A 22,536-nucleotide genomic window follows, 5' to 3' on the forward strand; every position below is an offset into this window, starting at 1 on the left:
TCACCGGGATTTCGCAGATTGTGAGCGATTGCTGTATACAGGACTACGATCGGAGCCGTGGCGACACACTGTCACCTCGCTCCGACCGTCGCTACCCCGGTGCGGGTATGGCACAGAGGTTTGACTAACACATGGTAGACGAATCGAAAAACATCGAACTGACAGACGACGACCTCGAAAACAACTCCAAAGGACAGCTCATCAAGATGGCCGGCCAGCTTCGAGACCGGCGAAACGATCTGAACCAGATGGCCTCCGAACGGGCTTCCAGCCGCGACGACTTAAACGCCAAGACGCGCGAAAAGGTCGACGAAGCCCAGGAACACCGCGAAAAACGCGACGAACTGAACGAGAAGGTTCAGGAACACAAGGAGAGCCGCAACGAACTCAACGCCGAGGCCAACGAACTCTTCGACAAGGTCGAGAAGCTCAAGTCGGACATGGAACTCGACGAGGGCAAGGACCTCGAAGAACTCGAAGAAGAAATCGAGCAACTCGAGTTCAAACAGCAGACCGAAGTCCTCTCGAGCGAGGAAGAGCAGGAACTCATCGAGAAGATCGAGAACAAGCGCGAGGAGTACGAAGAGCGCAAGGGAAAGCTCGAGCAGAACGAGGATCTCGAAGAACTCGTCGAGGAAGCCGAGGAAGTTCGCTCTGAGGCCTCCCAGCACCACCAGAAGGTCACGGAGCTTGCGGACAAGGCTCAGGAACATCACAACCAGATGATCGAGGCCTACCGCGAGGCCGACGACATCCGTGATGAAGCCGACGAGATGCACGAGAAGTTCGTCGAGGCCCAGGAAGCGGCCGACCAGCACCACGAGGACTTCGTTCGCGTCCAGAAGCGCCTGCGCGAACTCGACAAACAGGAAGAAGAAGAGCGCAAGTCCGAACGCGACAAGAAGAAAGAGGAAGCCAAAGAGGAAGCCGAGGAAATCTATCAGAAGTTCAAGGAAGGCGAAACCCTCGATACCGAGGACCTGATGAAGCTCCAGAAGACGGGGCTGCTCTAAGGTCGTCTGCGCTCGCTCGATTCGTCTCACGGTCGAGTATGGCATGTTTTGCGTTTCGTATTTCGCGTTTCACGTCCCGCGTCCACGCTTCGCGTTCTGCGTTCGACCGTGGTCTCGGCTGCGAGCGTCGCTTGCGTGCAGTTACCTAGAGCACCCTAGACACAGCACGAGCGTCGCCTGTGGACGGCAACGATTAACAGGACAGCACACAGACAGAGCAGTATGAACCGAGGTGGAGCCGTTGGTCGAGGCGCAGCGAGCTAATCGACTCGCCGTCATCGCTGCAGGGACCGTCGTCGTTGCAATCGCCAGTCTGTGGCTATTCCTCGTCTATCCGAGCACGCTCACCGAACTCTTCGGTATCGTGATCGCACTCGGCGTGATCCTCGTCGGGATCCGGTTTGCGGGGACGATCGCAGCATCGCTGTTTCCCGACTACGACGTCGCCGAGGTTGCGATCGACGGGCCGATCACCCGCGACGGCGGTGGCGGACCGCTCCCGTCACGCCCGCAGTCGACGCCGGCCGACGACATCGTCGATCAGATCGACCGAGCCGACGAGGACGACCACGTCGATGCACTCCTCCTGAAGCTGAACACGCCCGGCGGCGAGGTCGTTCCAAGCGAGGACATTCGCCTCGCAGCCGAGCGCTTCGACGGCCCGACCATCGCCTACACGACTGACGTCTGTGCAAGCGGCGGCTACTGGATCGCAAGCGGCTGCGACGAACTCTGGGCGCGCGACGGCTCGATCGTCGGCTCGATCGGCGTCATCGGCTCGCGGGTCAACGCCAGCGAGTTCGCCGAGAAGGTCGGCCTCTCCTACGAGCGCTTTGCCGCCGGCGAGTTCAAGGACGCCGGCACGCCGCTGAAAGAACTCGACGAGGACGAACGCGACTACCTCCAGGGGCTGATCGACGACTACTACGAGACGTTCGTCGACCGGGTCAGCGACGGCCGCGATCTGGAACCCGAGTTCATCCGCGAGACGGAGGCCCGGATCTACCTCGGCGAGCAGGCCCACGAACTGGGGCTCGTCGATACGCTCGGGACGCGACGCGAACTCGAAGACGAGTTGGCGGAGCGACTTCGGACGGACGAGGTGACGGTCGAAGAGTTCGAGCCGGAACGGCCGTTGATGACACGCCTCGGAGCGGGAGCACAGCGGGTTGCATACGCGTTTGGGGCCGGAGTTGCTGGGATTGCAGACGATCACGAGTTCCGGCTTCGGTTGCGAAACTGAGTCGGTGCTTGCTGCTCGCCACTCGGTGTGGTGCCCACTGCGTGGTACTTGCGTGATGTATAGTACTGCGGCAGACGGGGGTATGCCCGCGAGCAGCCCGCAGGCACGTTGCGATAAGTGGTTTTATCGTCGTACGGAATGCACGGATAACCGTGACAACGCTGGTCGTCTGTCTCGACCGGACCGACGATGTCGGCCGGAAAACTGGGCTTCAGTCGCCGATCGTCGGCTGGGAGGCTGTTCGGGCTCTCGTTACCGATATCGGACTTGCTGACCCGGAGGACTCGGGAGTCAATACGCTCCTCGAGACGCTGCGGGTCGGCCAGAACCTTCGTGACGAGAACGAGGAGGCGATCGTCGCGGTCGTCTCCGGTGACCGAGAGTCGATGGTCTCGGCGGACAGGGCAGTTGCCCGACAGCTCGACGACCTCATTGCACAGCACGACCCCGATTCGGCGGTCGTCGTCATCGACAGCGGCGAGGACGAACGGCTGGTTCCGATCGTCGAGAGTCGCGTTCAGGTCGACTCGGTCGATCGGGTCGTCGTTCGGCAGGCCCGGGATATCGAGTCGACGTACTATCTGCTCAAGCAATTTCTCGCCGACGAAGAACTCCGACAGACGATTCTGGTTCCGCTTGGACTGACGTTGCTCGTCTTCCCGATTCTTGCGATGGTCGTCGCTCCGGCCGAGGGGGCCGCCGCGATTACGACCGTTATCGGCCTGTTCTTGCTCTACAAGGGATTCAGCATCGACGAAATCATAACCGGGTTCGCACACCAGGTGCGCGAGTCGCTTTACTCCGGACAGGTCTCGGTCGTCACCTACGTCGTTGCGGCGGGACTCACGCTTGTTGGCTTCTTCGTCGGCGCACTCGGCGTTTCGAATCTCGATGGTTCCACCGGAATCGGCATTCCTGCGGTCCAGTTCGCGTTCGACAGCGTTCCCTGGTTGACGATGGCCGGCCTTACCGCGAGCGCCGGACGACTGTTAGACGAGATCATCGGCGAAGACCCGGTTCGGCGATCCTACCTCAACCTGCCGTTTATCGCCGTCGCCGTCGGTCTCGTCATCCGCGGGTTCTCCGCGTACTTCCTCGAACAACAGCAGTTACTCTCCTCGATTGCGGTCGTAGAGACCGAACTCGGGCCGCTGACCGTCGAGGGATTCTCGCTTGCGCCGGGCGAACGGCTCGCCGTCTTCGTCATCAGCGCGATTCTGGTGAGCCTGATCGGAGCCTGGATCGCAACCGCAGTGAGCAGTTCGGACGACGACTCGACCCCGGGATCAGGATCAGGACCAGGAACCGGTGACGGGAACCCGGGCACCCGTCCTCAATCAGAACTCACGGACGGCGGACCGGGATCAAACCAACTCGCGTCGACGACACCGCCGTCAGCCGACGTCGAGGTTGTAACCGACGCCGACAGCACCGAGTTCAGCAACGGTGAAACCGAAACTGGACAGCACGCCGGGTCTGGCAGTTCGGATACCCGTGCTGATTCGAACACCGACTCGGAACTCGAGTCCGAGGGCGGGGGAGAATCTGACGACGGCCGCGAGCACACTCAGACAGCCGCGTCCGAACACGAGGCCGAAGACCGCTAACCGCCGGCGACTCGTCACGCATTTACTCCCCCGTTCCCACCCTCTGCTATGAGCGACAGCGACGCAGACGGCGCGTGGGTGAGCCTCTTTTCCGGCGGGAAGGACTCGTCGTGGGCGCTGTACCGAGCCCTCGAAACCGGCCTCGATGTCCAACGACTCGTCACGGTCCACCCCTCCGAAGAGTCCTACATGTACCACGTCCCCGCGACCGATCTCACCGCACTGGCGTCCGAGAGCATCGGCATCGACCTCGTCGATGTCGACCCCACAGATCTCGAAGCCGACACTGCCCGCGACTCGAGCGCCCAGGGCGACGCCGAACTCGAACCGCTCGAAGCGGCCCTCGAAGAACTGGACGCGGACCTCGACGGGGGAATCGCGGGCGTCACGGCGGGGGCGGTCGAGAGCGAGTTCCAGACGAACCGTATCGAAGCGATGTGCGACCGACTCGACTGTGAACTGTTCGCACCGCTGTGGCAGGAAGACCCGCGAGCGCTCGCCGAGGCGATGCTCGACGCCGGCTTCGAGATCAAGATCATTCAAACCGCGGCCTACGGACTCGACGAGTCGTGGCTCGGGCGTACGCTCGACCGCGAAGCCATCGCCGAACTCGAGACGCTCAACGAGGAGTACGGCGTCCACATTCTCGGCGAGGGCGGCGAGTTCGAAACGCTCGTCGTCGACGGGCCGCATATGGATCAGCGGATCGACCTCGAGTACGAGACCGACTGGGACGGCACGCGCGGAACGATACAGATCACGACCGCTGAACTCGCGTAGTCTATTCTGGGTTTCTGCGGTGTCGTCAGAACGGATCGCCATCCCCTGGGACGTCCGAATCGATCGCAACGGCTCGAACTGGCGCGCCGTCGGCGTCCGCGATCGGGAGAGGAAAGGCGGCGAGCGTGACGGTCGAGTTCGCTGCTGGTACCCGTTCGAGGCCCGTCAGGTTCTCGATAACGAACAATCCGTTCCCGAGCAGCGTGTGATGGGCTTGAAACCCCGTCGGTTCCGAACCCGTCGCGTTCTCGGTCGGCGTCGGGTCCGGATTGAGCGTGTCCAGACCGACGCTCCAGCCCGCTTCACGACAGTGTTCGGCGGCCCCCGGCGTCAGGTACGGGTGATCGAAGTACCGATCCGTGCCCCAGTACTCGTCCCAGCCGGTGTGACAGAGCAGGAGGTCCGCAGTGCCGTCCTCGGTGGGTAATTCGGCCGCCTCGATCGGTTCCCGTGGCGATTTGCCAGTGCAGTCGACGAGTCGGGCGTCGAAGACGAACTCGTCGACGGCGATCGAGTCGAGTTCAGATCCGTCGCGGAAGACGTGGCTCGGCGCGTCGATATGCGTCCCGGTGTGGCTGCCACAGTGGAGTGCGGCAACGTGATAGCCGTCATCTTCGACTGTTGCCGTCGGCGTGATGTCGACCGGCGGATCGCCGGGAAAGACGGGCATACCGGACCGAATCGAGTGGCTAAGGTCGTAGTAGGTCATGGGTCGCTGTCGCTCAGTTCGCTTTCTCTCTCGCCCTCTCTTTCGCTCTCGAACGACTGTGTTTCGGCTTCGAGTGCAGCCCGCGCGTCGTCGACCCACGCCGGTTTTTCGAGTTCGATGTCGTCGCCGCGGGTGAACTCGCCGACGGTCGTTCGTGTCTGCTGGTTGCCGTCAACTGTCCATTGACGGCTGATCTCGTAGGTTTCGATAGCCCCGGATGGTGTAACGGTAATATCGAACTCGATGAACGTCCTATCGATCTCCATGTACGTCCCATCGGATAGATTTCCGGCTCCTGTGAGTCGGTAGCGCTCGGCCCCTCCGGCGGTCTGTTCGATGGCAACCGAGTGCTCGACTTCGTCGAATCTGTGGATCGATACCGGAAGACTCGGCGAGTCGGGTCCGGCTGTCTGAGAGAGTACGTGTGTCTCCCCAGTTGCGTCGATGACGCGACCGAGTTCGTCGTCGGCTGAGCGCCACTCTTGGCGGCGGATGGGTTGCTGTGTTTCGTTCGCTTCGAGATAGTCGGGATCGTTCTCTCGGACGGAGTACGCTGCGTCGTCGGTGACGGTCTGTGTCGTGTTCGCGACGTTGCTGATGGTATCGGTTTCGTCGTACCAATATGTCGTCTGTGTCCGCTCGAAGGTGGCGCTCTCGAGTTCACTGAGATGAGCGTTCGAAAGCGCAACAGTGTCGGTGATCCCGCTCTCGCTAAGGCCGGGGACGAGTTCATCGTCGACGGTGAGTGGCTCCCGTTCCTCGGTGTCCGGCGACGATTCGAACGCGCTACAGCCCGCAGCCGTTACGAGCAAAGCGACGAGGAGGGCGGTGACGAGGCGACGCATTGGTGTCGTCACCTCGACAGTCACGCTGTGATCACATAGGCGTTCGGTAGACTAACTGAGATGACCGGCGTCCCGGCGTGACCGCAAGCGCCGGGTTTCACACGACGGCCCAATCTCTTTGCGATTCGGCACTGCCATCTCTGGTATGATCGAGAACGAACACGATCTGTTCATCCGGACGCTGCGCGAGTTCTATCACATCGAACGCGAACTCGAGGACCTCCAGTCGGAACTGGCCGACGCCGCCACCGACGAAGAACTCGAGGAGTTCTACATGGCCCACAGCGAGACGACGACGGAGCAACTCGGACGCATCGAGCCGATCTTCGACGCGATCGAGGCCGACCCGGGTGTCATCGAGAGTGATGCCCTCGACGCGCTCCGGAGCGAGCGCGACGACCTGGTCGGAGACATCGAGGACCCGGTCCTCGGCGACCTCGTCGACGCTGAACTCGGGCGGTCGATCGAGCGACTCGAGATCACGAAGCTAGAGACGCTGCTCGCACTCGCGGATCGAATGAATTTGCCGGACGAGGTCGTCGAGCCGCTCGAAACGACGAAAGCGGAGGCGACGACGGGTCTCGAACGAGCGCAGGAACGCACGGAAGTATAGGGTGCCCAGAGCCCGGACGGCGGGCACTAGAACGTAACCAACACGACGCGAGCGAGAACGAGAATCGTCGCCACCGCACCGAGCGCGACGAAGATGATGTGTTCGAGGGACGGATCACCGGATTCGACCGGCGCTGAACTCGGTTCGGGTGCGTACGGGTCGTCCGAATCGTCACCGGTGTGGCGCTCGTCATCTCGGTTCTCCGCGTCGGTCCCACTTGCGGAGAGGTCGATCGGAATCCGTTCGGTGGGTGATTCCGTTTCGGCACCACTCCGTTCCCCGTCACGGGCCCGGTCAGCCCCAGCGGTTGTCCCCCACTCGTCCGCCTCCCCGTGCTCGCCATCGGTCGGCTCGTCGGCCGCTCCCTTCGATCCGTCCGACCCAGTTACACCCGTCTCCGTCGTGCTCCAGTCGTCTTCGCGGCTGTCGGGTCCGGACGTTTCATCTGCCATACAGTGCCGTACTTGCCGTGGCGTCAAAAATCCGCCGTCCCGACCACAGGTGATCCGGGTACACCCTGGCGTTCTTCGCCCCGAGGGTACGGTCAGCGGCCAGGATCGACCGCTCGAGCGGGTTCCCGTTCTCGCGCCCTACCGATCCGTTCGATCCCGAATGTCACCCTCGTAGACGACCCCTCGTTCTGCGTCGATGGTAACGACCGTTCCCGCCTCAATCTCGGAAATCGCCGCACCGCTTACCATCGGCACGTCCATCTCTCGTGCTACCAGCGCCGGATATCCCGTCATCCCTCGCCGAGCGTTGACGATGCCGCCGATTTTCGAGACATCACCTGTAAACTCCGCGTCGAACTCCGTCGGCAACGCGAGGATCGCCCCCTCCGGTACGTCGGTGAGATCGCCATCCTGAACTCGGGCCAGCGGCCCGGTCGCACGGCCCTCGACGACGACGCGGCCCGTCGTCAGCGCCTCCGCCGCGACGTGGACCTTCAACATGTTCGTCGTATTCGCGCCCTCGAGTTCAGTCATCATGCCACAGAGGACGACGACGGTATCGCCGCTCTCGGCGACGCCGGCTTCCAGAGCGGCCTGGACGGCTTTCTCGACGACGGCGTCGGCTCCCTGATCGGAGACTTCGGCGTACAGCGGTGTGACGCCCCACGAGAGGGCGAGCCGGCGGCGGACGCGGTGGCTCGGCGTCGAGGCGACGACCGGGACGCCGGGACGGTACTTTGCGGTTTTCAGCGCCGTGTAGCCGGATTCGGTCGCCGCGACGATGGCGTCGGCACCGATGTCGCGGGCGAGAAAGCGCGCCGAGCGTGCCAGGGCGTCCGTTCGAGCCTCGCCGGCGGCGGGAACGCGCTGTTCGAGGAGTTCGGCGTACTCCTCGGAGTGTTCGACCTCGCGGACGATGCTGTCCATCGCGTCGACGACCGCGACGGGGTGGTCGCCGATCGCGGTCTCCGCGGAGAGCATGACGCCGTCGGTGCCGTCGAGGACGGCGTTTGCCACGTCCGAAGCCTCCGCTCGGGTCGGTCGGCGAGCGTGGACCATCGAATCGAGCATCTCCGTCGCCGTGATAACCGGGAGACCGGCCTCGCGACACCGGCGGATGATGCGTTTCTGGATCATCGGTACGTCCTCCATCGGACATTCGACGCCCAGGTCGCCGCGGGCGACCATGATCCCGTCCGAGGCGTCGATAATGTCGTCTAGGTTGTCGACGGCACCGGCGCGTTCTATCTTCGAGATGATCGGAATTTCCGCACCGGCGTCCTCGATGACCTCGTTGACCTCGTAGACGTCCGCTGTGTCCCGGACGAAACTCGCCGCCACGAAGTCGACTTCCTTCTCGGCGGCGAGTTCGAGATCCTTGCGGTCGGACTCGGTGACGACGTCGAGATCCAGGTCGACGCCGGGGACGTTGACGCCCTTTCGGCCGCCCAGTTCGCCGCCCGTATCGACGTGTGCCACCACGGCGTCGCCGTCGCGTTCGCGAACGGTCGTCTCGATCAGTCCGTCGTCGAGCAGAATTCGATCGCCCGGTTCGACGGCACCAACCGGGAGCGAGAGGCCGACGGTTTCGGGTGTTGCATCGTCCCCTTCGACGAACCTGATCTCCGAGTCGGTTTCGAGCGTGACGGTCTCTCCCTCGGGGAGCGGCGCAGTCCGGATTTCCGGCCCCTGCATGTCCAGCATGACGGAGACGGGTTTCTCTCGTTCCTCGTCGACCGAGCGAACGCGGTCGATGAGTGCGGCACGATCCTCTCGAGTTCCGTGACTCGCGTTCAGCCGAGCAACCGACATGCCGGCGTCCGCGAGGTCCCGGATCGTCCGGCGATCGCTCGAGGCAGGGCCGAGCGTACAGACGATCTTTGCGTTTCTCATGCCTTGTGCTATCGCGAGCACGGGCAAAAAGATAGGTGACTTACTCGGGGCCGAGTGTATCCTTTCCCATTATGTGCCACGGCAACCGTGTTCAGTATTTACGCGCAGTGGCGTGGTATGCCAACTCATGCCTCGATCATCGAACTAGAGAACCGGGACGTACAACACGCGCGGGAACTCGCATCGATTTGGGACGAGGTGAGAGCCGAGTTCGACCAGCACGGCGCTGCGTTACGCAATGCGTACACGGTCCTGGGCGAGCAGGATTTTCTGCGATTTTCGAGACCGGAGACAGAGGGGCCGCGTTCAAATCGGCGCTGACGCTTCGTTGCCACGGATTGAACGCGCAGACGATGGTGCTCATCGATACGTCGCAGTTCTCGCAGTTAGTGGATGAGGTGTGATCGGGGATCAGAGTGGGGATTGAGGGATCGAAAAGCAGAAGCACCCGCTGCTCACCTAGCACGGTGATGGCGATTACCGGGACGCAAAACAGGCGAAAATCTCAATCGACTCTATTTTCTAACCGGTGTCGACGACGATCTCGGCGTCGGCCTCAAAACTGCTATCAAAGATATTGAAGCCACGTTCAGCGGTTGAATCGCATTATTTCCCCCGTCTTATGTAGTCTCTTCCATTGGTATCGTCCGTTCTAGAAGAGTGACTAACACATATATACAGACAATTGACATTGTTATTTCTGCTATGGTGTTTGTTACATTCATTAGCGAGTGTATTATGTTAGATACACTCATGCCAATAGCGAATCCCAATATACGCGCTACTGTTCTCCTTGACCAAAATTTTCCTATATTAGTCCCCATGTCACTCTTATATTCATGCTGGGTCCGGTAACCAAGGATCGGTACTGCTGGCGTCGCTTCCGTTATCGCCGCTAGGTCGTCTCGAAAGCGAGCGTGAGCAATTGCGATCACAGAAGCGAAATCGAGACCGTGAACTCGAACGGCCGTCTACTGCACCTTTTCGCCGATGACGGCGGCGTCGTGGGTCGTCAGCAGATCCGCCTCGTCACCTGCAGCGAGGATCATACCGTTGGATTCGACGCCGAATAGCTCAGCGGGTTCCATGTTCGCGAGCAGGATGCACTTCTCGCCGGGGAGTTCGCCGAGGTCGTGGAGTTGCTTGATTCCAGCGACGATCTGGCGGGTTTCGAAGCCGATGTCGACTTCGAGTTTCGCGAGGTCGTCCGCGCCGTCGATTCCCTCGGCCGACTCGATACGCCCGACGCGAATGTCGAGTTCTTGGAAGTCTTCGAAGCCGATGCGGTCCTCGAGTAGCGGTTCGAGGGCGTCGGTGTCTGCCATGGCAGTCGATTCGTCCGTGGTGGTGTCGTCGGTTTCGGTTTCCGTCTCTTCGCCTTCACCTTCGTCTTCATCGCCGCCCGCCGCCGCGACGCGTTCTGCGAGTTTCTCGTTGAGTTCGTCGACGCGGTCGTCTTCGATCTTCGCGAAGAGTTCACCGGGTTCGTCGAAGGTTCGGGGCGGTGCCTCGAGTGCGTCTTCGAGGTGAGCGTCCGCAACGTCGCCGGTCTCGCCCAGTTGTTCCCAGAGGTGTTGGGCCTTTTCGGGAGCGATGGGTTCGAGGAGGACGCCGACGGCTTTCGCGATCTGGACGCAGTCGCGAATGACCTGTGCGGCCCGTTCGGGGTCGTCGTCGGTGAGCTTCCAGGGTTCGTTGCGCTGGATGTACTCGTTGCCGAACTGGGCGAGCTGGGTCGCGGCCTGCCCGATGTCCCGGAGCGAGTAGTCGTTGACGGCCTCGCGGGTGTCGCCGATCGCGCCTTCGATGCGCTCTGACACCTCTTCGGAGACGTCCGTCTCGGGAGTGCCCTCGTAGTTACGGTAGGCAAAGAGCAGCGAGCGGTACCAGAAGTTGCCCACGGTGCCCACTAACTCGCCGTTGACCTTCTCCTGGAAGGCGTCCCAGGAGAAGTCCACGTCCTGCTGGAGGCCGCCGGTGGTCGTCAGGTAGTACCGCAGCAGATCGGGGTGAAAGTCCTCGTCAAGGTATTCGTTCGCCCAGATTGCACGGTTGCGACTCGTCGAGAGGCCCTTGCCGTTGATCGTGATGAAGCCGGTCGCGGCGACGGCGCGGGGCGTGTTGTAGTCGGCACCCTCGAGCATCGCGGGCCAGAAGATGGTGTGGTGCTGGATGATGTCGCGGCCGATGATGTGGACGATCTCGCCGTCGTCCTCCCAGACGCGCCGCCAGTCGTACTCGTCGGTCCCGACGCGCTCTGCGTACTGCTTCGTCGAGGAGATGTACTCGACCGGCGCGTCGACCCAGACGTAGAGGACGATGTCCTCTGTCGTCTCATTGTCGCCGTTCGGGTAATCGATCCCCCACTCCATGTCGCGGGTGAGACACCAGTCTTGCAGCCCCTCTTCGATCCACTGTCGGGGCTGGTTGCGCGCGTTCGAGGTCCCTTCCAGTCCGTCGAGGAACTCAGTCAGGAAGTCCGCGAATTCGGAAACCTCGAAGAACTTGTGCGTGCGCCCGCGGTACTCCGCCGGGTTCCCGGTGACCGTACTCTTCGGATCCTCGACTTCGCCCGGTTCGAGGTGGCGCTGACAGCCCTCGTCGCACTCGTCGCCGCGGGCCTTCGCGCCGCAGTAGGGACAGGTTCCCTCGACGTACCGATCCGGGAGATACTGGTCGGCATCCGGATCGTACGCGACCTGGATCTCCTTCTCGTAGATGTACCCCTCCTCGTCCAGCGTCCGGACGATCTCCCGGGTCAGTTCCGTGTTCGTCTCGTCGTGGGTGTGGCCGTAGTTATCGAACTCGACGTTGAATTTCGGGAACGTTTCGGCGTACTGTTCGTGCCACTCGAGGGCGAAATCCTCGGGATCGACCCCTTCCTGCTCGGCGTTGACGGCGATCGGGGTGCCGTGCATGTCCGACCCGGAGACGTAGGCTGTCTCCTGGCCGAGCGTTTCGAGCGCACGGCTGAACGCGTCAGCGCCGATGTATCCCCGCAGGTGACCGATGTGCAGGTCGCCGTTCGCGTAGGGCAACCCGCAGGTCACGACCGCGGGACGGTCCGTCGGAAAGTCGTCGTTGGTAGTGCTCATATGCGTGGTCAGTCGGTCGCGGGCGTAAAACCCGCCGGTTTCGATTTCTCGCCGGGGCGCGTTTCTTGTCACTCACAAGCAGCGAACACAGCCGGCGAACAGCTGAACTCGGGTACCCGGGTTTCGACGCCGCGAGAAGCCTGTATTCCGTATGACCGGTCGCGTTCGCGGCACTCCACCCGGAGACGGCGCTGTCGCTACATCCGCATGGGACGAGAACAGTCAGCGTCGACAGCACGCGTCGTCATTCGTACGCACACGTACGCAGTCGCGCTCTATAACGTTGACGTGTGCCGGACCGGTTCGATTCAGTATTCGGCCGTCTCCCGCCGCTCTCGTCACGACGGTCAGTCGCTACTCGAGTCGCCGGCACTGCCCGGTGTCGATCCGTTCCGGCAGGTCCGTGACTGGTCCGTCTCGGAGCCGCCGCTGTGGGGAGTCGAGTTCAGGTTCGCCCCTGCCGGTCCGGACTCCGCCGGGCGGGGGCTGGTTTCGGTTCCGGCTGTCCCTGGTTGGCCGCCGAGGTCGTCGAGGTCGGCGACGAACGCCTCGAGCATCTTGCGGGTCACGTGTGGCATGCAGACGATGCGGAGGTCGTCGGTGCCGGTTCGGGAGATGCGCCAGCCCGCGTCGCGAAGCGCCTCGAAGGTCGCGGCGGGAACGTCGGCCGCAACGAGTGGGAGTTCGGGGGTGACGACGTCGTAGCCTCGCGCCGTCAGCGCGTCGGCGAGCCACTCGGCGTTGGCCTGCGAGCGGGTATACTGCTCGCGATAGCCGGCGGGCCAGAGTTCGTCCATCGCGGCGACGGCGCTCGCAACGCCGGCTCCGGACCGCGTTCCTGTGAGCGTCGCCTGCGATGTCGATTCGAGGTAGGGCGTGTCGACGGCGAGTTCGTCGAGGAGAGTATCCTCCTGGACGAGCAGGCCGCCGGCGGGAACCGCGGCCTGGCCCATCTTGTGGGGGTCGATCGCCATGGTGTCGACGGATGCGTGGTCGAAGTTCCAGTCGTGGTCGGTAAACGGCAGGACGAACCCGCCCCAGGCGGCGTCGACGTGGAGCATGGCGTCGACGGACTGCGCTATGTCGCCGAGTTCGGGAATCGGATCGACGCGGCCGTACTCGGTGGTGCCGGCGACGCCGACGAGCAGGGCGGTGTCGTCGTCGGCGCAGGCGCGGACGGCGTCGAGGTCGGCCCGGTGATCGTCGTCGGTGGGGACGAGTTGGAGGTCGACCCCGAGCAGGGTGGCCGCCTTCTGAAAGCTAAAGTGGCCCGATTCTGGCATGACGACGGTGGGTGTCGCCATCTCGGCGCGTTCGCGGGCGATTCGGACGGCCTGGATGTTTGCTTCGGTCCCGCCGCTCGTGACGTATCCGGCTGGATCCGCGAGACCGGCGATTTCGCCAAGTCGCTCGATAGCCTCGTCTTCGAGCGCCGAAATAGCGGGGTACGTCCCGGGATCGCCGGGGTTCGTCGCGAGAAATCGTTCGGCCGCCTCGCGTGCGACCGGGTGGGGCTCCGTACACATCGACGAGAGCACCCGGTCGAACGCTTGGGGCTCGATTTGCATATCACGTACGTCGGCTGTCGGCGGTTTAGTAGTTGCGTTGTCGGATTTCGAACCCGTTCCGGGTCCGGGCGGTTATCGAACCGAATCCAGCAACAACTTCTGCTCGACGCGTTTGACCTCGTGCTGGACGTCGCGGACGGCGTCGATGTTCGCCGAGACCGAGTTGATGCCCTCGTTGACGAGGAACTGGACCATCTCGGGCTTGGAGCCGGCTTGCCCGCAGATGCTCGTATCGACATCGTGTTCGCGACACGTCTCGATCACGTCGCCGATCAGGCGCAGGACCGAGGGGTGGAGTTCATCGAAGCGATCGGCGACGTGTTCGTTGTTGCGGTCGACCGCGAGCGTGTACTGGGTGAGGTCGTTGGTGCCAAAGGAGGCGAAATCGATGCCCGCGTCGGCCATCTCCTCGACCGCCAGCGCGGACGCCGGCGTCTCGATCATCACGCCCCACTTGCGCTTCTCGGGATCAATGCCGGCCTTGGTCATGAGCCGCTTGGTCCGGTAGACGTCCTCGGCGTCGTTGACCAGCGGAAACATGATTTCGACGTTGTCGTAGCCCATCTCGTAGAGCCGACGGAACGCCTCGAGTTCGTGAGCGAACACGTCGGGGCGATCGAGCGAGCGCCGGATGCCCCGGTAGCCGAGCATCGGATTGTGTTCCTCGGGTTCGTCCGCGCCGCCCTCGAGCTGGCGGAACTCGTCGGTCGGCGCGTCGAGGGTTCGCACGCGAACCGGCCGCGGATAGAACTCGTCGGCGACGCCGCGGATGCCCTCGACGAGTTCAGTAATGTAGTCGTCCTCGCCGTGTTCCTCGATGAACTTCGCGGGCGTCTGGTTCAGCGAGAGGATCATGTGCTCCATGCGCAGGAGGCCGACGCCGTCGGCGCCGGTCGCGGCGGCGCGTTCGGCGGCTTCGGGGATGGAGACGTTGACCTTTACCTCGGTCGCGGTCATTGGTTTGACCGGTGATTGTGGCCGGACTTCCTCGACGGGTTCGGTCTCCTCTTCGGGTTCGACTTCCTGGCCTTCGAGAATCGCGCCCTTGTCGCCGTCTAAGGTGATGACGCGGCCGTCCTCGAGGACGGTCGTGGCGTTGGTCGTGCCGACGACGGCGGGGACGCCGAGTTCGCGCGAGACGATGGCGGCGTGGCTGGTCATGCCGCCCTCGTCGGTGACGATTCCTGCGGCGCGTTTCATCGCGGGGACCATGTCGGGCATGGTCATCTCGGTGACGATGATGTCGCCGTCGCTGACCTTGTCCAGGTCGTCGAGTTTCGTGACGATGCGAGCGGCTCCGCTGACCGTGCCGGGGCTCGATCCGAGGCCGTCGACGATGACGTCGCCGGTGCCAGCGTCCGCGGTCGAGTCGTCAGCGTCGCTGCCGCTGGCCGCCTGCACGCCGCCGCTGCCGTCGGTGAGACCCTGTGCTGCGTCGCTGCCGCCGGCACCCGAGCCCGTGGCGGCGTCGGCCGCGCTCTCGTCGTCGATCGTCGTGATCGGGCGCGACTGGAGCATGAAGACCTCGCCGTCGGCGATCGCCCACTCGACGTCCTGCGGATCGTCGTAGTGGTTCTCGACGCGTTCGCCGAGGTCGACGAGGGTATCGATCTCCGCATCGTCGATGACGCGGGCGTTTCGTTCGTCCTGGGGAACCTCCCGCTCGACGGTTTCGCCGGTTGCCTCGTCCTTGACGTGCATCACCTTCTTCTCGGCGACGGTGTAATCGACCGAGCGGTCGTCGCGGCTGACGATGTAGTTGTCCGGAGAGACAGCCCCGGAGACGACCGCCTCGCCGAGCCCCCAGGCGGCCTCGATGATCATCGTCGGATCGCCGGTCGAGGGGTGGCTGGTGAACATCACGCCGGACTTCTCGGCGTCGACCATCTGCTGGACGACGACCGCGATGTTGACCGCGGAATGGTCGAAGCCCTGCTCCTGGCGGTAGTAGATCGCCCGTTGCGTAAAGAGGGAGGCCCAACACTCCCGAACTCGTTCGAGCAGCGCCTCCTCGGTGACGTTGAGGAACGTCTCCTGCTGGCCCGCAAAGGAGGCGTCCGGAAGGTCTTCCGCCGTCGCGGAGGAGCGAACGGCGACGAAGGCGTCCCCGTCGCCGACCTCGTGGTAGGACTCGAGGATCTCCTCGCGCAGGTCCTCGGGGAACGGCGTCTCGAGGATGAGTTCCTGCGCGCGGTCGGCGGCGTCCGCGAGCGCGGCCGAATCCTCGACGTCGACATCGACCGCCGCGAACAGTTCCTCGTCGATGCCGGCCGCTTCGATGAACGACCGGTAGGTCCCGGCGGTGACGACGAAGCCCGGCGGTACGGGGAGCCCGGCTCCGGTAAGCTCGCCCAGAGAGGCGCCTTTGCCGCCGACCTTCTCGAGATCGCCGGCGTTGATTTCGTCCAGCCAGAGTACAGCCATCTGTAGTTGTGTGGACAGGGGACCCGATAAAGAAGGTTGCGAACGATCCGCACGATTCGCTACTCAGAACCGAATAAACACTTCCGCAGAGCGGCGAAATTCGCCGCGGCTTCCGTCAGCAAAGCGGACGGTTCAGGCCTCGAGAATCTCATCCTCGTCGTCGTCAGGAACGACAATCGAACCGTCGAGTACCGTTACACCTCGACCACCAACCCGGACTGTCGATCCGTCGAGTTCAGCGCGGACGTAGCCGGGGCGGTCGACGTAGTGACCTTGCTCGAGTCGGAGTTCCGCGGGCAGGTCGTCGTCGAACGCGCCGAAGCGATCGAGGTAGGCAGTGACAGCGCCGCTGGCCGTGCCGGTAACCGGGTCTTCGGGGACGCCGGCCCCGGGTGCGAACATTCGTCCGTGCAGCGTCGAGTCGGCGTCGAGCGCGTCGAAGGTGAAGAGATAGATGCCGGCCGCGCTGAACTCATCGGCGAGGTCTTCGATTGCGCCCATATCGGGCGTCGCGTTGCCGAGGTCCGAGAGGTACGTGATCGGGACGATCAGGAAGGGGAGGCCGGTCGAGGAGACGGCGAGCGGGATGTCGTCGCGCGCACCTTCGAGCGCGGCCTGTTCGACGCCGAGGGCGTCGGCGACGCGGTCGTATCCGGCGTCGACCTCGCGGATCTGGGGCGCATCCTGGGTCATCCAGACCGTCCCGTCGGCGTCGATGTCGATGTCGAGCACGCCGACGTTGGTTTCGAGCGTCGTCGTGCCGGACTCGAGGCCCTCGTCGTGGAGGTGAGCGAAACTGCCGATCGTGGCGTGCCCGCAGAGGTCGACCTCCTGGGTCGGCGTGAAGTACTGCACGCCGTAGTCGGCCTCGTCGCTTTCCTGTAGGAAGGCTGTTTCGCTGAGGGCCATCTCGTCCGCGATGGCCTGCATCTGGGCCGTCGAGAGGTCGTCCGCATCCGGCACGACGCCGGCGGGGTTGCCGGCCAGCGGTTCGTCGGTGAAGGCGTCGACCTGCAGGACGCGAGTCGTCCGCGCGCTCCCGGCGGAAGAATCGGTGGGCATATCCCGACATACGCTCGGGGAGTCTTCGATCTTTTGACTCGTCGTGCCGATATCGTCCTCGTCGTCCGTTCAGTCGCTCTCCGACGGTTCGACCTCCGAGTGAGGCGCGCTCGAATCGAGTTCAGTCGCCGACGCCTCGCTGCCGGCGTGGGTCCCGACCGGCGGCAGGTTAACTTCGGCCGCCAGGGAGGCGTCGAGATCCGTCTCGGTCTCGAGGTCGCTCATTTCGCCGGCTTCGCGCGCATCCTGATCGATGCGCATCGAACAGAACTCGACGCCGCACATCGAGCAAAAGCGCGCCTCCTTGTAGTTGTCGCCCGGCAGCGTTTGGTCGTGGTAGTCGCGCGCGCGGTCGGGATCGAGCGCGAGGCGGAACTGCTCGCGCCAGTCGAACTCGTACCGAGCCGTCGAGAGCGCATCGTCCCAGTCGCGAGCGCCCTCCCGACCGGTGCCGATATCGCCCGCGTGGGCGGCGATCCGGTACGCCGCCAGTCCCTCGCGAACGTCTTCCTCCTCGGGCAGCCCGAGGTGTTCTTTCGGCGTCACGTAACAGAGCATCGCCGCCCCGGCCTGGGCAGCCATCGCCGCGCCGATCGAACTCGTGATGTGGTCGTAGCCGGGGGCGATGTCGGTCACCAGCGGCCCGAGGACGTAGAAGGGCGCGCCGTCGCAGACCTCCTGCTGGCGCTCGACGTTCTCGGCGACCTTGTGCATCGGGATGTGGCCCGGTCCTTCGACCATCACCTGCACATCGTATTCCCAGGCGCGCCGGGTCAGGTCGCCGAGCGTGTCGAGTTCAGCGTACTGGGCCTCGTCGCAGGCGTCGGCGATACTGCCGGGGCGGAGGCTGTCTCCGAGGCTGAACGTCACGTCGTGTTCGGCGAAAATCTCGCAGATGTCGTCGTAGACCTGAAAGAGCGGGTTCTGCTCGCCGCGCTCTTCCATCCACTTCGCCATGATCGACCCGCCGCGGGAGACGATCCCGGTCGTGCGGCCGTCCGTCAGCGGCAGGTGTTCCGCCAGAATCCCGGCGTGGATCGTCATGTAATCGACGCCCTGTTTCGCCTGTTTTTCGATGACGTCGAGCAGCAACTCCGTCGTGATGTCTTCGGGGCTTCCGGCCCGCTTGACGGCCTCGTACAGCGGCACCGTCCCGATCGGGACCGGCGAGTGCTCGATTTGCATCTCCCGAATCTCGTCCAGATCGGTGCCCGTGCTGAGGTCCATCACCGTATCCGCGCCGTAGTGGACCGCCGTGTGGAGCTTCTCGAGTTCGGTGTCGCGGTCGCTCGTCGTCTCGCTGTTGCCGATGTTGGCGTTGACCTTCGTGGCGAACTCGCGGCCGATCGTCATCGGGTCGAGCGCGTCGTGGTGTCGGTTGGACGGGATCACGGCCTGTCCCTCGGCGACCTGCTGGCGGACGAACTCGGGATCGCGGTTCTCGCGGTCGGCGACGCGTTCCATCTCGTCGGTAATCGTTCCCTCACGGGCGGCTGCTAGCTGGGTGGATGGCATCGATAACTAGGTTGTACTATCGAGTTATAAATAACTGTCCCTCTCATCTGTCTGGTCGGTAGAGGATCTCTCTAGCAGATGTGTGTGATAATGGCGCGTCGAAACGTAAACGAGACAACCGACTAGTCGAGCGAGCCAACCGGACCGCCCCGAACGCGAAGCGACAGCGAGTCGTCGGTCTCGTCGGGTATCGAAACCGTGACCGTCGCCGCTGCTGTCCTCGTTTCGTTTTCCGCCTCGCGCTCCGTTTCTGGAACCGTCACTGTCGTTCGTTCTCCATCGATCGCGAGCCAGTAGGTTCCCGGCGCGGCGGTGATCGTGGCAGTCACGTCGACGGAGTCACCCGACCGGATTTTGCCGTCGAACGAGAGGGAGTCGAGCGTCGGCGACGGCGTCTCGACCGCCAGATCCACGTCGATGGTGTGGTCCATCGTCGTCGTGTAGACCGGCACGGACGCCGTCGGCTCCGGGCCAGTGCCGCTCTCGGATTCTTCGTCCGGTTCGGCGGTCAGCACCTCGACGCCGAGTTCAGTTTCGACGGCCGCGATCCGATTACAGATCGTCTGTTGGCTCGAGCCGGCAAAGAGCAGGCCGACGAGCGCGCCGTCGTCGAGGAAGACCGGCGAGCCGCTGTCGCCGGGTTCGGACAGCGGCCCGGCGACGAGTTGTTCGCGGAACAACGCGGGCTCTTGATCGCCGATATCCACGCGGACGCTCGCGCTCGTGGCTTCGAGTTCGGCGCTCGTGACGCCCGACGTGCGGCCCGTTTTCGTTACCGTTTCGCCCCGGAGATCGGCGTAGTCGTCCCGGTAGACGCCGGTCGGCCACGACTCGTCGAGTTCGTAGTACGTCGCCGTCTCCTGTGTCGGGTCGACCGAGCGGGCGGCGACGTCGACGCGCCCGTCGTCTTCGATCGGGACGTAGCCGACGAGTTCGCCGACCGCGTCGTCGTCGGCGGTGCCGCCGTCCTGCGGCGAGGGTTGGAGGATTAGCTCGCCGAATTCGGCTGCGTTCGAGCGGGCGTAGGTGTGGTTGTTCGCCAACCGGACGAGGTCGCCCGCGGCCACGTCTTCGCGCCAGCGCGCGGCCGACGCCTCCGGGTCGTCGACGCGGGCCGGATACGGCCCGGCGGTGGCGGCCGTCGAATTGGCGTTGATTTCGCTGACGCCACCGGGGACGGGCCGGTGGCGGTCCTGCCGACCAGGCGCGGCTTCGGGGACCGCTTCGATCGGTCCCGTCTCCGTCTCGGTGTTCGCGTCCATTGCGTCGAACCCTTCGCGCGTCTCGTCGTAGCCCGCGTCGACGACGGTCACGTCCACGTCGTCCCCGGCATCGGCCAGGCGGGTTTCCACGTCGTCCGCGGCGTCGAGCGCCGATTTCGGCCGCTTCTGCGAGACGAACACCGTGAGTTGCTCTGCGTCCTCGTCGTAGTCGACGCCGATCACGTTCTCACACTCGAGTAAGAACTCGTAGTCTGGTGTCGAGGGCATCGGTCATGTAACCGTTCGTGATACCGTTAGATATAGCTGGATATTATTACACAATTATCTAAGGCGGATAAACGAGGCGTCTTTCAGCCCACTTATAATGGTCGCCCCATTCTGTCCCGAGTAGGTGGCCACCAGATGTCCGATCTACCGGACGATTTCGACTGTACGATTACGAACTGGGAGTACATTTACAGCCTCTGTCGCGACGTCAGCGACGACGTTCGCCGCGACGAGTTCGAGCCGGATGTCATCGTCGCCCTCGCACGCGGTGGCTGGTTCGCGGGACGGTGTCTGTGCGACTTCCTCGGCCTGAACGACCTGACGAGCCTGAAGATGGAACACTACGTCGGGACGGCGGAGAAGTCGGGCGAGCCGACCGTCCGGTATCCGATGCCGGAAGGAAGCGTCGAAGGCAAGGACGTGTTGATCATCGACGATATCGCCGACACCGGCGGCTCGATCAAACGCGCATACGAGTACGTCGAGGACCGAAACGCCGGCGAGGTCCGCACTGCAACCCTGCAACTGCTCGGCACGAGCGAGTTCGAGCCGGACTACGTCGGCGAACAGCTCGAGACCTGGACCTGGGTCGTCTACCCCTGGAACTTCATCGAGGACATGATCGACCTGATCTCGAGTGCGATGGAGCAGGCCGACCAGGAGACGTTCTCGCAGGAGGAACTGCGCCACTATCTCACCGAGTTCCACGGGATCGAACGGATCGAGATGGAAATCGCCCAGCCGAACCGTCTCACGGAGGTTCTCTCGGAGATGGAACGTCGCGAACTGCTCGAAATGCGCGACCACGGGCAGTGGGCGCTTTGTAGCGATTCGTAGGGATTCGCCGACCGCCTCGATGTCTCCGATTGCAGTCACCAGCCCGGTGAGCCACACTCACGCTATCCGTACTGCAGTCCACTGACGGATACGCACTCACGTCAACGGATGGACGAGACGTGTCGTCCGCGACCGGGCGTGTGTTCGTGGCCGAGAACCACGCAGCTACCGTGTATCGCGATCAATATGACCAGCGCGAAGAACGGATCGAGCGGTACAGCCGCCGGAGAAAACGGAAACAGCAGGGTAGACAGCACCGGCAGGTACGCGACCGGCAGCACGACCGCGATCCAGAACGCAATCGCACGCACACCGGCGACGGCAGTTTCCTGCAGCCGCTTCCCGACGGAACGGTCCGTTGATTCGACGAGAGTCGACATCGATTACCACCTACCCAGGGTCACGCTACTCGCTGAACTCGCCGTCAGGGCACGCCATTCGCGTCGATATCGTCGCGAGTTCAATCGATCCCGTCGCGTCGAGTTCAGCTTGCGTCGTCGAGGTGTTACAATCGAAGTACGTCGCGCCGATGTGTTCGTGTTCGGTCGCGTCCGTTTCGAGGACGGTCACGTCGAGACTGTACTCGCCGCTCTCCGCGAGTTCGATCTCGGCGGTCGCACCCGGTTCGAGCGTGTACACGCCGTCGAAGGTCGGATCGGACGACTCGTCGAGCAGAATGTGCGTCGTCCAGGTCTGTGCTGTCGGGTTGTGAACGACGATTCCGTGTCGGGCGTCGGCCGATTCCTGGTCACCAGCGCCCGGCATGGCTCCGACGGTCGTCGAGTTCGTCTCGTCGCGTTCGATGGTCGTCGTTACGACTCCCTGGCAGGCCATGAGCGTGGAGACGACGGACGACTCGAGCGTGCCGTCGTCCTGCACGGCGACGGTCGCCGTCGTCGCGTTGCAGTCGAACTGATCGTGTCCGACGGTGACCGTTTCAGCCTGGTCGGCGTCCGGGAGGGTCGCGCGAACGGTGAACTCGTCGAGATCGGAGAGCGAGACGTGAACCGCCGCGTCCGCGCCGAGTTCAAACGATTCCTCGAGAACGGTCGTTCCGTTTCGCTCGATGACGAGCGCGGGCGTGTGCGTCTCGCTCGCTCGGTTCGTGAGGGCGACTTGCACCGGCTTCCGAAGGCCGCTGTCCGCGAGCGTCTCGTCACCGATGAGCCGATCCGCGGTCGCCCCGCTCTCGACGGTGGTGGGCGCGGACTCCGCCTGCGTCGCCAGCGACCGGGGGTCGTCTTCAGGTGTTGATTCCGATTCCGGGTTCGATTCCGACTCGGATCCCGGATCGGCCGTCGCGTCCGTTTCAGAGAGACAGCCAGCCGCTGCAGTCGTCATTCCGATACCGATCGATGCCAGAACGGTTCGTCGTTCCATACAGTCCCGT

At 63.6% G+C, this 22,536-nt stretch carries 18 protein-coding genes and 1 pseudogene; 7 read left to right on the plus strand and 12 right to left on the minus strand.

Features of this window, described 5'->3' with window-relative positions; genetic code table 11:
• Positions 1-131: 131 nt before the first annotated feature.
• The 4 genes from C484_RS14640 to C484_RS14655 all read left to right on the plus strand — a co-directional run bounded on the left by C484_RS14640 (position 132) and on the right by C484_RS14655 (position 4,643).
• On the plus strand, positions 132-1,013 hold the full coding sequence (locus C484_RS14640) for a coiled-coil protein (protein WP_006110091.1): 882 nt from the start codon (positions 132-134) through the stop codon (positions 1,011-1,013).
• 241 nt (positions 1,014-1,254) lie between these two features.
• A complete protein-coding gene (sppA, locus tag C484_RS14645; protein ID WP_006826682.1) occupies positions 1,255-2,256 on the plus strand; it encodes a signal peptide peptidase SppA in 1,002 nt (333 codons plus the stop codon).
• A 152-nt stretch (positions 2,257-2,408) separates the two neighbouring features.
• A complete protein-coding gene (locus C484_RS14650) occupies positions 2,409-3,863 on the plus strand; it encodes a DUF373 family protein (protein WP_006826683.1) in 1,455 nt (484 codons plus the stop codon).
• 48 nt (positions 3,864-3,911) lie between these two features.
• Entirely contained in the window at positions 3,912-4,643 is a 732-nt protein-coding gene (locus C484_RS14655) for a diphthine--ammonia ligase (protein ID WP_006826684.1), read from the plus strand.
• Positions 4,644-4,668: 25 nt separating this feature from the next.
• Here the strand turns inward: C484_RS14655 and C484_RS14660 are convergent, their stop codons facing one another.
• Together C484_RS14660 and C484_RS14665 are read right to left on the minus strand one after the other, a co-directional pair.
• Positions 4,669-5,352: a cyclase family protein gene (locus C484_RS14660; RefSeq protein WP_006826685.1), complete on the minus strand. Its 684-nt coding sequence runs from the start codon at positions 5,350-5,352 to the stop codon at positions 4,669-4,671.
• Positions 5,349-6,197: a hypothetical protein gene (locus tag C484_RS14665; protein ID WP_006826686.1), complete on the minus strand. Its 849-nt coding sequence runs from the start codon at positions 6,195-6,197 to the stop codon at positions 5,349-5,351. Before C484_RS14665 ends, C484_RS14660 begins: the two co-directional genes overlap by 4 nt.
• A 145-nt stretch (positions 6,198-6,342) precedes the next feature.
• On the opposite strand from C484_RS14665, the gene C484_RS14670 reads away from it, so the two are divergent.
• Entirely contained in the window at positions 6,343-6,810 is a 468-nt protein-coding gene (locus C484_RS14670; RefSeq protein ID WP_006826687.1) for a DUF892 family protein, read from the plus strand.
• Between the two features lie 26 nt (positions 6,811-6,836).
• On the opposite strand, the gene C484_RS14675 is transcribed toward C484_RS14670, so the two are convergent.
• Both C484_RS14675 and pyk read right to left on the minus strand, forming a co-directional pair.
• On the minus strand, positions 6,837-7,262 hold the full coding sequence (locus C484_RS14675) for a DUF7312 domain-containing protein (RefSeq protein WP_006826688.1): 426 nt from the start codon (positions 7,260-7,262) through the stop codon (positions 6,837-6,839).
• Positions 7,263-7,400: 138 nt separating this feature from the next.
• On the minus strand, positions 7,401-9,155 hold the full coding sequence (gene pyk / locus C484_RS14680; protein ID WP_006826689.1) for a pyruvate kinase: 1,755 nt from the start codon (positions 9,153-9,155) through the stop codon (positions 7,401-7,403).
• A 117-nt stretch (positions 9,156-9,272) separates the two neighbouring features.
• Here pyk and C484_RS14685 point away from each other — a divergent pair.
• Positions 9,273-9,559: pseudogene (locus tag C484_RS14685) on the plus strand (GYD domain-containing protein).
• A 567-nt stretch (positions 9,560-10,126) separates the two neighbouring features.
• On the opposite strand, the gene metG reads toward C484_RS14685, so the two are convergent.
• From metG to C484_RS14715, 6 genes are all read right to left on the minus strand, one after another.
• Entirely contained in the window at positions 10,127-12,250 is a 2,124-nt protein-coding gene (gene metG / locus C484_RS14690) for a methionine--tRNA ligase (RefSeq protein WP_006826691.1), read from the minus strand.
• A gap of 347 nt (positions 12,251-12,597) precedes the next feature.
• On the minus strand, positions 12,598-13,818 hold the full coding sequence (gene mfnA, locus C484_RS14695; protein ID WP_006826692.1) for a tyrosine decarboxylase MfnA: 1,221 nt from the start codon (positions 13,816-13,818) through the stop codon (positions 12,598-12,600).
• A gap of 72 nt (positions 13,819-13,890) precedes the next feature.
• Complete coding sequence (gene ppsA / locus C484_RS14700) at positions 13,891-16,242, minus strand: phosphoenolpyruvate synthase (RefSeq protein WP_006826693.1); 2,352 nt, start codon at positions 16,240-16,242, stop codon at positions 13,891-13,893.
• Between the two features lie 132 nt (positions 16,243-16,374).
• The gene (locus tag C484_RS14705; protein ID WP_006826694.1) at positions 16,375-17,304 is read right to left on the minus strand and encodes a PhzF family phenazine biosynthesis protein; all 930 of its coding nucleotides are present in this window, start codon (positions 17,302-17,304) and stop codon (positions 16,375-16,377) included.
• A gap of 69 nt (positions 17,305-17,373) precedes the next feature.
• Positions 17,374-18,819: a phosphomethylpyrimidine synthase ThiC gene (thiC, locus tag C484_RS14710; RefSeq protein ID WP_049915479.1), complete on the minus strand. Its 1,446-nt coding sequence runs from the start codon at positions 18,817-18,819 to the stop codon at positions 17,374-17,376.
• A 122-nt stretch (positions 18,820-18,941) separates the two neighbouring features.
• Positions 18,942-20,309, minus strand: a complete 1,368-nt coding sequence (locus C484_RS14715) for a hypothetical protein (protein WP_006826696.1) — start codon at positions 20,307-20,309, stop codon at positions 18,942-18,944.
• 135 nt (positions 20,310-20,444) lie between these two features.
• Between C484_RS14715 and C484_RS14720 the strand changes: the two genes are divergently transcribed.
• Positions 20,445-21,146 (plus strand): phosphoribosyltransferase, encoded by a 702-nt coding sequence (locus tag C484_RS14720; protein WP_006826697.1) that lies wholly within the window; start codon positions 20,445-20,447, stop codon positions 21,144-21,146.
• A gap of 101 nt (positions 21,147-21,247) precedes the next feature.
• On the opposite strand, the gene C484_RS14725 is transcribed toward C484_RS14720, so the two are convergent.
• A complete protein-coding gene (locus C484_RS14725) occupies positions 21,248-21,526 on the minus strand; it encodes a hypothetical protein (protein WP_006826698.1) in 279 nt (92 codons plus the stop codon).
• 25 nt (positions 21,527-21,551) lie between these two features.
• Entirely contained in the window at positions 21,552-22,526 is a 975-nt protein-coding gene (locus C484_RS14730; RefSeq protein ID WP_006826699.1) for a hypothetical protein, read from the minus strand.
• Positions 22,527-22,536 lie beyond the last annotated feature (10 nt).

It is taken from the genome of Natrialba taiwanensis DSM 12281, assembly GCF_000337595.1.
Classification (GTDB): Archaea; Halobacteriota; Halobacteria; order Halobacteriales; family Natrialbaceae; genus Natrialba; species Natrialba taiwanensis.